We start from the raw sequence: 14,026 nt of genomic DNA, 5'->3' as shown, positions 1-14,026 counted from the left end.
CCATGAACCCCGTGATCAAAAAATCTCTCGGCGAAGAACTGGTGGCGCTTGGTCATCTGACATCCAAGCGACTGGCTGATGCACTGAACGAGCAGCAACGCACCGGCCGAAAATTAGGCCAGATTCTTTTGGACAACAACTTTGTTTCGGAAGAACAAATCGCTCGGGTGCTGGCCTCGCAGCAAGGCCTACCTTTCATCGATTTGCGACGTTATGAAATCATTCCTCAAACGGTTCGTGTGTTGGGCGAGATGCAGGCACGCAAATACAAAGCATTGGTTTTGGAAGATCGTAAAGATACTTTTTTGGTGGCGGTGGCCGACCCGTCCAACATGTCGGCACAAGACGCTTTGTCAGCGCTGCTGGGCCGTCCGATTGAATTGGCGGTGGTGTCTAACGACCAACTCAGTGCCTTGATTGAGCGCATCTATAGCAAGAACGAGCAGTTGACAGAGTTCGCGCGTGAAGTTGAATCGGACATTGACCGTGATGCCAACATCATCAATTTGAACCAGATCAGCGCCACAGTGGATGACGCCGAAGCACCCGTGGTGAAGTTGCTGCAAACCGTGTTTCGCGAAGCCACACAACTGCGCGCTTCCGATATTCACATCGAACCACAAGAGAAGAAGCTGATCGTGCGTTACCGCATTGACGGCGTGCTGCATACACAGGTGGAAGCCGACTTGAAGATTGCCCCTCCCTTGGTGGTCAAGCTCAAGCTCATGGCGGGTCTGGACATTGCGGAAAAGCGTCTGCCACAAGACGGCCGCATTTCAGTGCGTACCGATGCCAGGCAACTGGACATTCGCATGTCGACCATGCCGACGCAGTTTGGTGAGTCGGTGGTGTTGCGTATCTTGATTCAAAGCCAGGGCATGCGCGACTTGGAGGTGTTGGGTATGCCACCCAAGTTGTTTGAAAAGTTTTTGAAAGCCATTGCCACACCCAACGGGATTGTGTTGTCCACGGGGCCAACCGGCAGCGGCAAGACCACCACGCTGTATGGCGCACTGTCACGACTGAACAGTCCAGAGGTGAAGATTCTGACCTGCGAAGATCCGGTGGAGTACCGCATCGATGGCATCAACCAGGTGCAAATCAACGAGAAGATTGGCCTGACTTTTCCACGTGTGCTGCGGTCGTTTTTGCGCCAGGACCCGGATATTTTGTTGGTGGGTGAGATTCGCGACAACGAGACCGCTGAGATTGCCACACGCGCAGCCATGACCGGACACTTGGTGCTGTCGACCTTGCACACCAACGATGCGGTGAGTACCCCGTCGCGCCTGATCGACATGGGTGTGCCAGGCTTCATGATTGCGACAACCCTGCGCGCCGTGTTGTCGCAGCGGTTGTTGCGCTTGGTATGCCAAGAATGCACCGAGCCCTACACCCCAAGCCCCGAGGAAGCGCAATGGGTGGACCGCTACATTGGTGCGATACCCAGCACGGCCACATTCAAGCGTGGCAAAGGTTGCACACATTGCAACGGGTCTGGCTACCACGGACGCATTGGTATTTTTGAGTTGTTGGAAATGACACAAGAGCTGGCGATTGCGCTGCACAAAGAAAACCCCGTCGAGTTTGAGGCTGTGGCACGCCAGCAAATTGGCCAAGACAGCTTGATGCACCACGGCTTCGATTTGGTATTCCAAGGTCGAACCACGATAGCCGAAGTGACGAAAAACGCATTGATTGCCGAATAACCCGCACTACGCGAGAAAACAAGGACGACAGCCATGGAGGTCTACCAATACCGAGGCCGCAATAAACGCGGCGACATCATGCGTGGCACGATTGAGGCACCCAACACCGAGGGCGTGGTGAATTGGTTGGTATCGTCAGGCATTTCGCCGATTGATATCCGATTGAAAGACGAAGAGCTGAAAGACCAGCCCGGTTGGATCAAGGCATTGCAAGGCGCACGCAAACTCAGCCACTCTGACTTGTTGTTGCTGACACGGCAGATGGGCACGCTGATGAAGGCTGGCGTACCAATGATTCAAGCCGTCAATGGGTTGAAGAACAGCAGCACCAACCCTGCCATGACCCGGCTGTTGCGATCGCTCCATGCTTCACTGGACAAAGGCTCTGAGCTGAGTGCGGCGATGGCCAGACATCCCGATTTTTTCAGTGAGTACTACATCAACATGATTCGCGTAGGCGAAAGCGCAGGTCAGTTGGATGAGGTGTTTCAACGCTTGTTCGAACAGCTCGACTTTGATCGCCGGATGCGACAAAAAATCAAAGGGGTGTTGCGTTACCCGATGTTTGTGATGTCGGCCATCGTGGTGGCGATTTTCATCATGATGATTTACGTGATTCCCGTGTTCTCCAAGATCTACGGTGGCATGAAAGCAGACTTGCCAGTTGTGACCGTCTTTTTGATCACCGTATCGGCTTTTGCAGCCAAGTATTGGTGGGGCGTATTGACGCTGGCTGCCAGTGCCATCATGGGCGCGCGGTATTACCTCTCAACGCCTGAAGGGCTCTACAACTGGGACAAGTACAAGTTGAAAATTCCCGTCGTGGGTAGTGTGTTGACCAAAGCCACCACGGCCCGGTTGTGTCGAAGTTTTGGCACGGCACTGAAAAGTGGGGTGCCTATCGTGACCACCTTGACCCTGGTGTCACGGGTAGTAGACAACGCCTTTTACGGCGAACGGATCTTGTTGATGCGCGATGCCGTGTCGCAAGGCGACAGTTTGCTACGCAGTTTCATGTCTGCGGGCCTGTTCACTCCCGTTGAGTTGCAAATGATTTCGGTGGGCGAAGAAACGGGGGATGTGGAAGGCATGGTGCAACAACTGGCCACACTCTATCAAGAAGAGGTGGAGTACGAAGCCGATCGCTTGGGTGAGTCGCTGGAGCCCATTTTGCTGGTCTTCATGGCTGTACTGGTGATGGTGCTGTTGCTCGGTATCTTCTTGCCCATGTGGGGCATGACGCAAATGGTGCGTTAACCAGCGCAATAAAAGACAAAAGGGTTAGCAGCGAAAAGCTGCTAACCCTTGGTCGTTTTGGTCGGCGTGGCGGGATTCGAACTCGCGACCCCTTGCACCCCATGCAAGTGCGCTACCAGGCTGCGCTACACGCCGAAGACATAAATTATAACGCGACTCAGACCGTCTCAGAGAGCAGTTCGCGAATTTGCAGCAACTCTTTGCGAAGAATATGCATGGCCTGATCGTCCACATGAAAAGGTGATGCCAACTCTTGTTCATCAGACACCTCACCATCCACCGTTTCTAAATCCAAGCCGTCTTCGTCTGGCAAGCTCGTGTCATCCACTGAGTCGCTTGAGAGGCGACGACGCTCACGCTCAGACTGCACCAATTCTTGCAATTTGTTGCGTGCGCCACTGATGGTGAAACCCTGGTCGTACAAAAGATCTCGAATGCGGCGAATCATCAGCACCTCATGGTGCTGGTAGTAGCGGCGGTTGCCACGCCGTTTCATGGGGCGCAGTTGGGTGAATTCCTGCTCCCAATAGCGCAGCACGTGCGGCTTGACGCCACACAAATCGCTCACTTCACCAATGGTGAAGTAGCGTTTGGCTGGGATAGAAGGAAGGAGGGATTTCTCCATGAAATCAGGGGCTTGTAAACGGGAGCGCAGAGGTTACACGAAGATCGCCTCCGCGTTGCCTATTTTTGTCGTTTGCCAAATAAAAAAGTTGACTCAACGCCACACTGTGGAATTTAGGCTTCTAATTTTCCCTGGCCGTCGCCCTGAATTTGCTCTTTGAGTTTGTGGCTGGCGTGAAAGGTCACAGCTCGTCGCGCTTCAATCGGGATGGCTTCCCCTGTACGAGGGTTGCGACCAGGTCGCGGTGCCTTGGTACGAATTTGAAAATTGCCAAAGCTGGAAATTTTCACGTCGGTCCCCTCGACCAGGCTTTGCGCAATAAGGTCAAAGAATGCATCGATCATGTCTTTGGACTCGCGCTTGTTGAGCCCGATTTGCTCAAACAGCAAATCAGCCAGCTGGGCTTTGGTCAGCGCGGGGGACTCGAGGCTCTCGAAGGAAAGTTCCATGGGGGTCTTACTGTAAATCGTGACGCATCAAGCGCGCAGGCGTGCAGCCAACTGGGTGGTCAACTGGCTGACGATGGCCTGAACAGCACCGTCAATTTGGGCTTCATTCAGGGTGGCTTCGTCGCTGTTGAGTGTCAAACGAACGGCCAGACTTTTCTCATCCAACGCCATGCCTGCGTTGTCGGTCTTGGGCCGGTACACATCAAACAGCACAGCGTGACGCAACAAGCCTTGTGTGGGGGCGGCATGCACGGCGGCCATGAGGGCGGCGTGTGTGACGCTTTCTTTGACGATCACGGCAATGTCACGCTCCACCGCAGGAAAGCGTGCCACAGGACTGGCCACAGGCACTTGACGGTTCAGCACGGCGTTGAGCTCAAGCTCGAACATCACAGGCGCTTGAGCCAAGTCCCAGCTTTGTCTCCAGCGTGGGTGGAGTTCGCCAACATGGCCCACGACCACGCCATGGAGCAACACCTTGGCACAACGCCCAGGATGCATGGCCGGATGTTCAGCCGCTTCAAACTCAGGCTGCGCAGGCGCCAACAAGGCTTGCACATCGGCTTTGACATCGAAAAAATCAACGCCCTGCTCTTTGCTGCCCCATTGCGCGGGAGCGATGCTGCCGAACACCAAGCCTGCAACGTGCATGGGCTGGTCAAAACCTTGCACGGTGGTGTCGGTGTCTTCGACGGACGGATCTTTTTTGAACACGCGGCCCAGCTCAAACACGCGCACGCGGCTGGCCTTGCGGTCCACGTTGAACTTGACGACGTTGAGCAAAGATCCCAACAAAGATGAGCGCATGACGCTCATCTGACTGGCGATCGGGTTGAGCAGTTTGATGGGGTTGGGGTTGCCTGCGAGTTCATGCTCCCAGCGCTCTTCGACAAAGCTGAAGTTGATGGTCTCTTGGTAACCCAAAGCGGCCAATTGACGGCGCACGGCATGCGGACTGCGTTGCGACTCCAGACGCACTTTGGCGGTGATAGGTGCCAATGGGGGGGTGGTGGGCAAGTTGTTGTAGCCGACCATGCGTGCGACTTCTTCGATCAAATCCTCTTCAATCTGCAAGTCAAAACGGTAGGACGGGACCTGCACGGTGACGGTCCCCTCGCCTTCGCTCACCGACAGCCCCAAGCCACGCAAAGCGTCCGCCACACGTGGCTGCGTCAATGGCATGCCAATGACTTTGACCGCACGTGCCACACGCAGGGTGACCTCTTGAGCAGCAGGCATATTGATTTGTTGGTCGATCACTGGACCTACGGTGGTCTGAGGTGTACCGCAAATGTCGATCACCAGTTGGGTGATGCGCTCGATGTGCTCGACGGTCAGCTGCGGATCCACACCACGTTCGAAGCGATGCCCAGCGTCAGTGCTGAAGTTGAAGCGACGTGAACGGCCGGTGATGGCCGAGGGCCACCAGAAGGCCGCTTCGATGTAAATGTTTTGCGTGCTGTCGCTCACGGCAGTGGCGTCGCCACCCATGATGCCTGCGAGCGATTCGACTTGGGTGTCGTCGGCAATGACGCCTACCTTGTCGTCGAGCGTGACGGTGTTGCCGTTCAAGAGTTTGAGCGATTCGCCCACTTTGCCCCACCGCACGTCGAGACCTCCGTGGATTTTGTCGAGGTCAAAAATATGCGAGGGACGGCCCAACTCAAACATCACGTAGTTCGAGATGTCGACCAAGGGGCTGACGCTGCGTTGGCCACAACGGGCCAGACGATCGACCATCCATGCAGGCGTTTGGGCTTGCGTGTTGACGCCACGCACCACACGACCCGAGAAGCGACCACACAAATCGGGAGCGCTGATCTTGACAGGCAATTGATCGTGGTTGCTCACGGAGACGGCTGGAAAACTCGGTGCTTTCAAAGGCGCACCAGTCAACGCAGAGAGTTCACGCGCAATCCCGTAGACGCTCAAGCAATGCGCCAAGTTGGGCGTGAGCTTGAGGGTGAGCAGTGTGTCATCGAGCTGGAGGTATTCGCGGATGTTTTGCCCCAAGGGCGCGTCAGCAGGCAACTCCAACAAACCACCATGGTCGTCGGCAATTTTGAGTTCTTTGGCGGAGCACAACATGCCTTGACTCTCTACGCCTCGTAGTTTGCCCACTTTGATTTTGAAGGGTTTGCCATCTTCGCCTGGGGGCAGCTCGGCTCCGACCATGGCGCATGGAATTTTGATACCCACGCGCGCGTTGGGTGCACCGCACACGATGTTGAGCAAGCTGCCTTGCCCCACGTCAACTTGGCACACGCGCAAGCGATCAGCATCGGGATGTTGGACGGCTTCTTTGATTTCACCCACCACGATGCCGGTGAAAGGCGGCGCCACGGGTTGAAGGTCTTCCACCTCGAGACCTGCCATGGTCAAGGTGTCAGCCAACTGTTGGGTCGTGAGGGAGGGGTTGCAGAATTCGCGCAACCAGGATTCGGGGAATTGCATGGTGAATCTCGTGTCGGTGGGCGAATTACTGGAACTGGCTCAAGAAGCGAATGTCGCCATCAAAGAACAGGCGCAAGTCGCTGACGCCGTAACGCAGCATGGTCAAGCGATCGGTGCCCATGCCAAAGGCAAAGCCAATGTAGCGCTCGGGATCGAGACCCATATTGCGAATGACATTGGGATGGACTTCACCAGAGCCAGCGACCTCCAGCCAACGCCCGGCCAATGGCCCGCTGGCGAACTGAATGTCGACCTCAGCGCTGGGTTCGGTGAATGGAAAAAAGCTGGGGCGGAAACGCAGCACCAAGTCATCGGTTTCGAAGAAGGTGCGGTAGAAGTCGGTGAAGACAACTTTGAGATCTTTGAAGCTCACGTTCTCGCCCACCCACAGACCTTCGCATTGATGGAACATGGGTGAATGGGTGGCGTCACTGTCGACACGGTAAGTGCGACCGGGTGCAATGACTCGGATTTCAGGCATGACCTGCCCCGCATCCATCAAGGCTTGGTAACGCTTGACATGTTGCACCGCATGGCGGATTTGCATCGGACTGGTATGGGTGCGCAACAAGTTCGGGGCCTCAGGGCTGCCACCTTCGACATAGAAGGTGTCGTGCATGGAGCGTGCCGGATGATCTTGCGGTGTGTTGAGTGCGGTGAAGTTGAACCAGTCGGTTTCGATCTCTGGGCCCTGAGCCACATCAAAACCCATCGAACCAAAAATGGCTTCGATGCGCTCAAGCGTCAATGACACAGGGTGCAAACCACCTGCTGTGCGCGTGCGTCCAGGCAAGGTGACGTCAAGGGCTTCGGCTTTGAGTTGGGTCTGGAGTTCGGCATCGGCCAAGGCTTGACGGCGTGCGTTCAACGCTGCCTCAATGGCTTGCTTGGCAACGTTGATGACCGCACCGCGCGACTTTTTTTCTTCCACGCTCAAGGCAGCCATGCCCTTCATCAACTCGGTGATGCGGCCTGATTTACCCAAAAACTGGGCCTTGGCGTTTTCAAGATCGGCCGGGGTGGCGCTTTGTGCAAACAAGGCCTGTGCGCTGGTGACCAAAGAGTCCAACTCGTTCATAGGAATTCGGAGGTAAAAAACAAAAAAGGGATTGAAGCTGGTTGCAGCTTCAATCCCTTGGCTGGTGGGTACGTTACGGTGTTGCGAAAGCGCTCAGCCGCAACGTGACCTCAGCGGGCATCAAGCAGCCAGCTTGGCTTTGACTTGGTCCACGATGTGGCTGAAAGCAGCCATGTCGTGCACGGCCAAATCGGCCAACATCTTGCGGTCGATTTCGATCGCAGCCTTTTTCAGGCCGTTGGCAAACTGGCTGTAAGTCAAACCACACTGACGTGCAGCGGCGTTGATACGGGCAATCCACAACTGACGGAACACACGCTTTTTAGTGCGGCGGTCACGGTAGGCGTATTGACCAGCCTTCATCACCGCTTGTTTAGCGATGCGGAAGACATTACCGCGGCGACCGCGGAAACCTTTGGCTAAAGCCAGAACTTTTTTGTGACGGGCACGGGCCGTAACACCACGTTTAACGCGAGGCATATTTTTTCTCCTTGTTCGTCAGTTAATTACAGGCCAGTCTTTGGCAGCATTTGTGCCATGTGACCCATGTTGGTCTCATGCACAGCCACTGAGCCGCGGAGGTGACGCTTGTTCTTGGTGGTCTTCTTGGTCAAGATGTGACGTTTGAAGGCTTGACCGCGCTTGACGGTGCCACCTGGACGAACGCGGAAGCGCTTTTTAGCGCTGCTTTTGGTCTTCATTTTGGGCATGTGAATGCTCCTATTATTTGTGCTCGTGAGGCGCCTGCGCACCGATGCGCAGTCTTGTTAGCCCCGAGACACTAATTCACCACCAATTTACGCAGCATCTGCCGAAGCAGCTTCTGCGGCGGGTTTGGCGGCGCCACCCGATTTCTTCTTGCCAGGCGCGATCATCATGATCATTTGACGCCCTTCAAGTTTGGGGAACTGTTCAACCACGATCAGGTCCGCCAACTCATCACGGATACGCTGTAACAGCGCCATACCGATTTCTTGGTGCGTGATCTCACGGCCCCGAAAGCGCAATGTGATCTTGCATTTGTCACCGTCATCCAAGAAGCGCTTGATGTTGCGCATCTTGATGTTGTAGTCACCATCATCGGTACCAGGTCGGAATTTGATTTCCTTCACCTCGATAACTTTTTGCTTGGACTTGGCTTCCGCCGCCTTCTTTTGCTCTTGGTACTTGAACTTACCGTAGTCCATCAATCGACAGACAGGCGGAACTGCTGTGGCAGCAATTTCAACCAAGTCAACATCGATCTCACCGGCCATGCGCAAGGCTTCAGCCAAGCTCACAATGCCCAGGGGCTCGTTGTCAGGACCGGAGAGACGGACTTCCGGGGCCATGATTTCCCGGTTGAGGCGGTGTTTGCGTTCCTCGCGCTGGCGGCGATCGCGAAATTCTGTAGCGATGGTGACTATCCTTAAAAATCAAAAACAAACCGACACACGTGTGCGACGCACAACTCTTGGCAATTTCTAGGTGAAATCAGCTTTTGAGAGCGATGTCTGAGGCGATCTTTTGAGAGAACGCTTGGAGAGACATCACACCGAGGTCTTGATTGCCTCGGGCGCGCACTGCGACGGCACCAGCTTCCTTCTCTTTATCGCCTACGACCAAGATGTAAGGAAGCTTTTGCATTGAATGCTCTCGTATTTTATACGTGATTTTCTCATTGCGCAGGTCTAAATCGACCCTAAGCCCTTGATTTCGCAGCGTTTTCGCAACTTCTTGGGCATATTCAGCCTGCGAATCGGTGATATTGAGCACGGAAACTTGAACTGGCGCCAGCCAGGCAGGCAGTGCGCCGGCATGTTGCTCGATCAAGATACCAATGAATCGCTCCATGCTGCCCACAATGGCGCGGTGCAAGATCACGGGGCGTTGGCGCGAGCCATCTTCAGCGACGTACTCAGCATCCAGACGCTCAGACAGGTTGAAGTCCACCTGAATCGTGCCGCATTGCCACTCACGGCCAATCGCATCTTTGAGGGTGTATTCAATTTTGGGACCGTAAAAAGCGCCATCGCCTTCAGAGATCACAAACTCACAACCTGAGTGACGTAGGCTGTCCATCAACGCCTTTTCAGCCTTGTCCCACAAGTCGTCCGACCCGATACGCGCTTCAGGACGGGTAGAGACTTTGTACAAAATGTCGGTGAACCCAAAGTCTTCATAAACTTTTTTGAGCACTTTGGTGAAGGTGTCGCATTCGGGCAAGATTTGATCTTCAGTGCAGAAGATGTGGCCATCGTCTTGTGTGAAACCACGCACGCGCATGATGCCGTGCAAACCACCCGATGGCTCGTTGCGATGACATTGACCGAACTCACCGTAACGCAGAGGCAAGTCGCGATAACTTTTGATGCCTTGCTTGAAAATCAAGATGTGCCCAGGGCAGTTCATGGGCTTTAACGCATAGTCGCGCTTTTCGCTCTCGGTGGTGAACATGTTGTCACGGTATTTATCCCAGTGACCTGTTTTTTCCCACAACGACTTATCAATGATTTGAGGGCCTTTGACCTCTAAGTACCCGTTGTCACGGTAGACCCGACGCATGTACTGCTCAATGGTCTGCCACACGGTCCAGCCTTTGGGGTGCCAAAACACCAAGCCCGGCGCGTGTTCATCGATATGGAACAAATCCAACTCGCGGCCCAGTTTGCGGTGGTCACGTTTTTCAGCCTCTTCCAACTGCTTGAGGTAGAGCTGCAAGTCGTCTTTGCTGCTCCAAGCCGTGCCATAAATGCGTTGCAGCATTTCATTGCGGTGGTCACCGCGCCAATAAGCACCGGCCACCTTCATGAGCTTGAAGTGTTTGAGCTTGCCGGTGCTGGGCACATGAGGTCCACGGCAGAGGTCTTCAAAATTGCCTTCGCGGTACAAGCTCACATCCTCGTTGGACGGAATGCTCGCAATGATCTCTGCCTTGTAGTGCTCGCCGATCCCTTTGAAATAGGCAACCGCCTCATCGCGTGGCAACACACGACGCACGACGGGCTCATCTTTGTTGGACAACTCGGTCATGCGCTTTTCAATGGCCACCAAATCTTCCGGCGTGAAACTGCGGCTGTACGAAAAGTCGTAGAAAAATCCGTTCTCGATCACTGGGCCGATGGTGACTTGGGCCTCAGGAAACAACTCCTTGACAGCATAAGCCAGCAAATGCGCTGTCGAGTGACGGATCACCTCTAAGCCTTCGGCGTCTTTGGCGGTGATGATGGCCAAGCTGGCATTGCCGTTCATGGTGTAGCTGGTATCCACCACTTTGCCATCGACCTTGCCCGCCAATGCTGCCTTGGCCAAACCAGAACCGATCGAAGCAGCCACTTCGGCCACGGTCACTGGACCTGGGAACTCACGTTGCGAACCATCGGGAAGAGTAATCTGAACCATGTGTCTGAAAAGTAAAAAAGCGCGGCACAGGCCGCGCTTGGAATTGGGTCTAAACGCTGGAGTTGGATTTTACGCCGCCCATCAGGGCGTGAACGCACGGGTATCGCCTGGGCGGCGCAACATCTTATTTACCTCATCCAAGTGCAACTCTTCTTGAACGATCATTTCACGGGCGTATTCCTCGAGCAACACCGAATGACCCTCTGCCATTTTCAACAGGTCGTAGTAGGCAGCCAGGGCTGCCTTTTCGTGTTCAAGGCTTTCCCGCAGGATATCTCCAATGTCATGCTTTTCCGTTTCCAAAAGTGTCCCGATTTTTAGAGAGGGATGCCCCCCTAGCAAGGTCACCAACTCCCCTGCTTTGTGGGCATGAGCCAAGCTTTCATCGGCATTGGCTTTGAGCCAAGAGACAATAGGAATACGGTTGTAGCCGTAAACCATGAGCGAATAATGGGTGTACTTGACCACACCGGCTAACTCCAACTCCATGATCCGATTCAGCGCATCAATTCCGGCTTTGCTTTGAGCGTTATCCATGGCGACCTCCTTAAAAACAAGCATCTAAATAGACCGTTTGCAAAAAGTACATGGCATTTTCAACCCGCTAAGACCAAATGTCATCACATCAAGTGCGCACATCAAAAAGCCACCCCGAAAGGTGGCTTTTTCTTATCGGACCAAGATGGCAGACAAACGCCATCCCGTTGATGAGCTCAATGGAACTGCTCTTCCTCTGTAGAGCCGGTCAAAGCCTTCACAGAAGATGAGCCCCCCTGGATCACCGTGGTCACGTCGTCGAAGTAGCCTGCGCCCACCTCTTGCTGATGTGACACGAAGGTGTAACCCTTGTCACGGGCTGCAAATTCAGGCTCTTGCACCATTTCCACATAGTGTTTCATGCCCTCACCTTGGGCATATGCGTTGGCAAACTTGAAGGTATTGAACCAGTTGATGTGGATACCCGCCAAAGTGATGAACTGGTATTTATAGCCCAATGCAGACAAGTCCTCTTGGAAAGAAGCGATTTGCTTGTCGTTCAAATTCTTCTTCCAATTGAACGATGGCGAGCAGTTGTATGACAACAACTTGCCAGGGCATGCTGCATGTACCGCTTGCGCAAATTCACGGGCAAAGCCAATGTCTGGCACACCTGTCTCGCACCACACCAAGTCGGCATACGGCGCATAAGCCACGCCACGGCTAATGGCTTGTTCCAGACCATTTTTGACGCGATAGAAGCCTTCTTGCGTACGCTCGCCTGTCAAGAAAGGTTTGTCGTTGGCGTCGTGGTCAGAAGTGATCAAGTTAGCAGCTTCAGCATCGGTACGGGCCAGCACGATGGTAGGTACGCCCATGACATCAGCGGCGAAACGTGCCGAAATCAACTTTTCACAAGCTTCTTGCGTTGGCACCAACACTTTGCCGCCCATGTGCCCGCATTTCTTGACCGCTGCCAACTGGTCTTCAAAGTGCACACCCGCCGCCCCCGCAGTGATCATGTTTTTCATCAGTTCAAATGCGTTTAAAACGCCACCGAAACCAGCTTCAGCGTCGGCCACGATGGGCAAGAAAAAGTCCACGAACTCTTTGCTACCGGGTTCAATGCCCCGGCCCCATTGGATTTCATCAGCGCGCTTGAATGTGTTGTTGATGCGACGCACCATGGTGGGCACGGAGTCGTAGGCATACAGCGACTGGTCGGGATACATGGTTTCCGAGGTGTTGCCATCAGCAGCCACCTGCCAACCCGACAAATACACAGCTTCCAAACCGGCTTTGGCCTGTTGCATGGCCTGGCCAGCAGAGATCGCGCCAAAAGAATTCACATAACCCTTCTTCGCTTCGCCGTTGACCAAACGCCACAATTTTTCAGCACCGCGCTTGGCCAGCGTATTTTCGATTTGAACGCTGCCACGCAAGCGCACCACATCAGTTGCGCTGTAACCACGCTTGACGCCTTTCCAGCGTGGGTTGGTCGCCCAGTCTTTTTCAAGAGCGGCAATTTGTTGTTCACGGCTGAGCTGTTCATTCAGAGATTGAGGCATGGTTCACTCCAGAGGGTTGTTAACAAATTCACGGTGAATCGGCATGTTTTGCTCGACCACCCGTGCATTGACTATAAGTCTTGTATAAGACTTGAAACACCTCTTGTGTCTTATAGAAGAATTTATTTTTATCTATTAAAAACAACAACTTGCATTTAATATTCCTCAATGCAAAAAGTTATTTCTCATATCAAGAAAAAATATTGCATTGCAGCAATTTCAAATTTCGTATTAAGAAAACATATTCCATCAAATTGAAATGTATTGAACTAACTTGCCCCATCACCAGAAATCCCAAGATCGGAAGCTCTTGATACATGAGGCTATAGATATCGGTGTGGCATGGGATTTCTCTGTGCTCTCGCCCACCTTTGTCGAAAGGAAAATGCTGTCGCAAAAAACAACAACTGAGAGTGAAAAAAGTGATTTTTCACTTGGAAAGCAGATTTTTCTCTATTAGCATCTAAGTTGCTCAGCAGAGTTTATTTTTTGATGGGCAATACAAACACTTCTAGAAGGAAATCGACCATGGCAACTGCAAAAAAAGCTCCGGCTAAAAAAGCTCCCGCAAAGAAAGTAGCTCCCGCTGCTAAGAAAGCTGCTCCCGCTAAAAAGGTAGCAGCGAAGAAGGCTGCACCAGCCAAGAAAGCACCTGCTAAAAAAGCTGCACCCGCCAAAAAAGTAGTGGCTAAAAAAGCGCCTGCTAAAAAAGTTGCTGCTAAAAAAGCACCCGCTAAAAAGCGCACGCCCAACGCAGCGTTCATGAAAGCCATGACTCCCAGCGCCGCTTTGGCTGCTGTGATTGGTCAGACCGCAGTGCCACGCACTGAGGTGGTCAGCAAGCTGTGGACATACATCAAGAAGCATGGCCTGCAAGACAAAGTAAACAAGCGCAACATCAACGCCGACGACAAGCTCAAAGCGGTGTTTGGCAAAGCCCAAGTCACGATGTTTGAATTGGCTGGCCTGATCGGCAAGCACCTGAAGTAATTCATCTCGTGTGCTACAAAAAGGGCCGCTATCGCGGC

At 53.5% G+C, this 14,026-nt stretch carries 13 protein-coding genes and 1 tRNA gene; 3 read left to right on the top strand and 11 right to left on the bottom strand.

Translation table 11 applies throughout. From position 1 onward, the window contains the following. Positions 1-2 precede the first annotated feature (2 nt). Both B9Z41_RS01465 and B9Z41_RS01460 read left to right on the top strand, forming a co-directional pair. Entirely contained in the window at positions 3-1,709 is a 1,707-nt protein-coding gene (locus B9Z41_RS01465; protein WP_100144274.1) for a GspE/PulE family protein, read from the top strand. Between the two features lie 33 nt (positions 1,710-1,742). After that, the gene (locus B9Z41_RS01460; RefSeq protein WP_100144273.1) at positions 1,743-2,966 is read left to right on the top strand and encodes a type II secretion system F family protein; all 1,224 of its coding nucleotides are present in this window, start codon (positions 1,743-1,745) and stop codon (positions 2,964-2,966) included. A 58-nt stretch (positions 2,967-3,024) separates the two neighbouring features. Here B9Z41_RS01460 and B9Z41_RS01455 read toward each other — a convergent pair. The 11 genes from B9Z41_RS01455 to aceA all read right to left on the bottom strand — a co-directional run bounded on the left by B9Z41_RS01455 (position 3,025) and on the right by aceA (position 12,998). Next, positions 3,025-3,101, bottom strand: a tRNA-Pro gene (locus B9Z41_RS01455). A gap of 22 nt (positions 3,102-3,123) precedes the next feature. Continuing rightward, positions 3,124-3,591 carry a MerR family transcriptional regulator gene (locus B9Z41_RS01450; RefSeq protein WP_100144271.1) on the bottom strand — a complete coding sequence of 156 codons (468 nt, stop codon included), beginning with the start codon at positions 3,589-3,591 and terminating at the stop codon, positions 3,124-3,126. A gap of 113 nt (positions 3,592-3,704) precedes the next feature. After that, positions 3,705-4,040, bottom strand: coding sequence for an integration host factor subunit alpha (locus tag B9Z41_RS01445; protein WP_100144269.1), 336 nt, complete (start codon positions 4,038-4,040; stop codon positions 3,705-3,707). A gap of 27 nt (positions 4,041-4,067) precedes the next feature. Further along, on the bottom strand, positions 4,068-6,494 hold the full coding sequence (pheT, locus tag B9Z41_RS01440) for a phenylalanine--tRNA ligase subunit beta (protein ID WP_100144267.1): 2,427 nt from the start codon (positions 6,492-6,494) through the stop codon (positions 4,068-4,070). A 25-nt stretch (positions 6,495-6,519) separates the two neighbouring features. After that, positions 6,520-7,572, bottom strand: a complete 1,053-nt coding sequence (pheS, locus tag B9Z41_RS01435; protein WP_100144265.1) for a phenylalanine--tRNA ligase subunit alpha — start codon at positions 7,570-7,572, stop codon at positions 6,520-6,522. A gap of 120 nt (positions 7,573-7,692) precedes the next feature. Further along, complete coding sequence (gene rplT / locus B9Z41_RS01430; protein ID WP_100144263.1) at positions 7,693-8,052, bottom strand: 50S ribosomal protein L20; 360 nt, start codon at positions 8,050-8,052, stop codon at positions 7,693-7,695. Between the two features lie 26 nt (positions 8,053-8,078). Beyond that, positions 8,079-8,282, bottom strand: a complete 204-nt coding sequence (gene rpmI / locus B9Z41_RS01425; RefSeq protein ID WP_100144261.1) for a 50S ribosomal protein L35 — start codon at positions 8,280-8,282, stop codon at positions 8,079-8,081. A gap of 87 nt (positions 8,283-8,369) precedes the next feature. Next, positions 8,370-8,978: a translation initiation factor IF-3 gene (gene infC, locus B9Z41_RS01420; RefSeq protein WP_100144259.1), complete on the bottom strand. Its 609-nt coding sequence runs from the start codon at positions 8,976-8,978 to the stop codon at positions 8,370-8,372. A 67-nt stretch (positions 8,979-9,045) separates the two neighbouring features. Beyond that, positions 9,046-10,953, bottom strand: a complete 1,908-nt coding sequence (thrS, locus tag B9Z41_RS01415; protein WP_100144257.1) for a threonine--tRNA ligase — start codon at positions 10,951-10,953, stop codon at positions 9,046-9,048. Positions 10,954-11,034: 81 nt separating this feature from the next. After that, positions 11,035-11,490: a bacterioferritin gene (locus B9Z41_RS01410; protein ID WP_100145059.1), complete on the bottom strand. Its 456-nt coding sequence runs from the start codon at positions 11,488-11,490 to the stop codon at positions 11,035-11,037. A gap of 176 nt (positions 11,491-11,666) precedes the next feature. After that, positions 11,667-12,998, bottom strand: coding sequence for an isocitrate lyase (aceA, locus tag B9Z41_RS01405; RefSeq protein WP_100144255.1), 1,332 nt, complete (start codon positions 12,996-12,998; stop codon positions 11,667-11,669). 528 nt (positions 12,999-13,526) lie between these two features. On the opposite strand from aceA, the gene B9Z41_RS01400 reads away from it, so the two are divergent. Then, complete coding sequence (locus tag B9Z41_RS01400; RefSeq protein ID WP_100144253.1) at positions 13,527-13,988, top strand: SWIB/MDM2 domain-containing protein; 462 nt, start codon at positions 13,527-13,529, stop codon at positions 13,986-13,988. The last annotated feature ends 38 nt before the right edge of the window (positions 13,989-14,026 follow it).

This window comes from Limnohabitans sp. JirII-31 (assembly GCF_002778315.1).
GTDB lineage: Bacteria > Pseudomonadota > Gammaproteobacteria > Burkholderiales > Burkholderiaceae_C > Limnohabitans.
Note: the sequence above shows the minus strand (reverse complement) of the source record. Positions and strands in the feature narration are given on the sequence as shown.

Coding starts and splice junctions, on each gene's coding strand:
- B9Z41_RS01400 (WP_100144253.1), top strand. CDS start 13,527: ATGGCAACTGCAAAAAAAGCTCCGGCTAAAAAAGCTCCCGCAAAGAAA.
- B9Z41_RS01445 (WP_100144269.1), bottom strand. CDS start 4,040: ATGGAACTTTCCTTCGAGAGCCTCGAGTCCCCCGCGCTGACCAAAGCC.
- pheT (WP_100144267.1), bottom strand. CDS start 6,494: ATGCAATTCCCCGAATCCTGGTTGCGCGAATTCTGCAACCCCTCCCTC.
- pheS (WP_100144265.1), bottom strand. CDS start 7,572: ATGAACGAGTTGGACTCTTTGGTCACCAGCGCACAGGCCTTGTTTGCA.
- B9Z41_RS01450 (WP_100144271.1), bottom strand. CDS start 3,591: ATGGAGAAATCCCTCCTTCCTTCTATCCCAGCCAAACGCTACTTCACC.
- B9Z41_RS01410 (WP_100145059.1), bottom strand. CDS start 11,490: ATGGATAACGCTCAAAGCAAAGCCGGAATTGATGCGCTGAATCGGATC.
- B9Z41_RS01460 (WP_100144273.1), top strand. CDS start 1,743: ATGGAGGTCTACCAATACCGAGGCCGCAATAAACGCGGCGACATCATG.
- B9Z41_RS01465 (WP_100144274.1), top strand. CDS start 3: ATGAACCCCGTGATCAAAAAATCTCTCGGCGAAGAACTGGTGGCGCTT.
- thrS (WP_100144257.1), bottom strand. CDS start 10,953: ATGGTTCAGATTACTCTTCCCGATGGTTCGCAACGTGAGTTCCCAGGT.
- rplT (WP_100144263.1), bottom strand. CDS start 8,052: ATGCCTCGCGTTAAACGTGGTGTTACGGCCCGTGCCCGTCACAAAAAA.
- rpmI (WP_100144261.1), bottom strand. CDS start 8,282: ATGCCCAAAATGAAGACCAAAAGCAGCGCTAAAAAGCGCTTCCGCGTT.
- aceA (WP_100144255.1), bottom strand. CDS start 12,998: ATGCCTCAATCTCTGAATGAACAGCTCAGCCGTGAACAACAAATTGCC.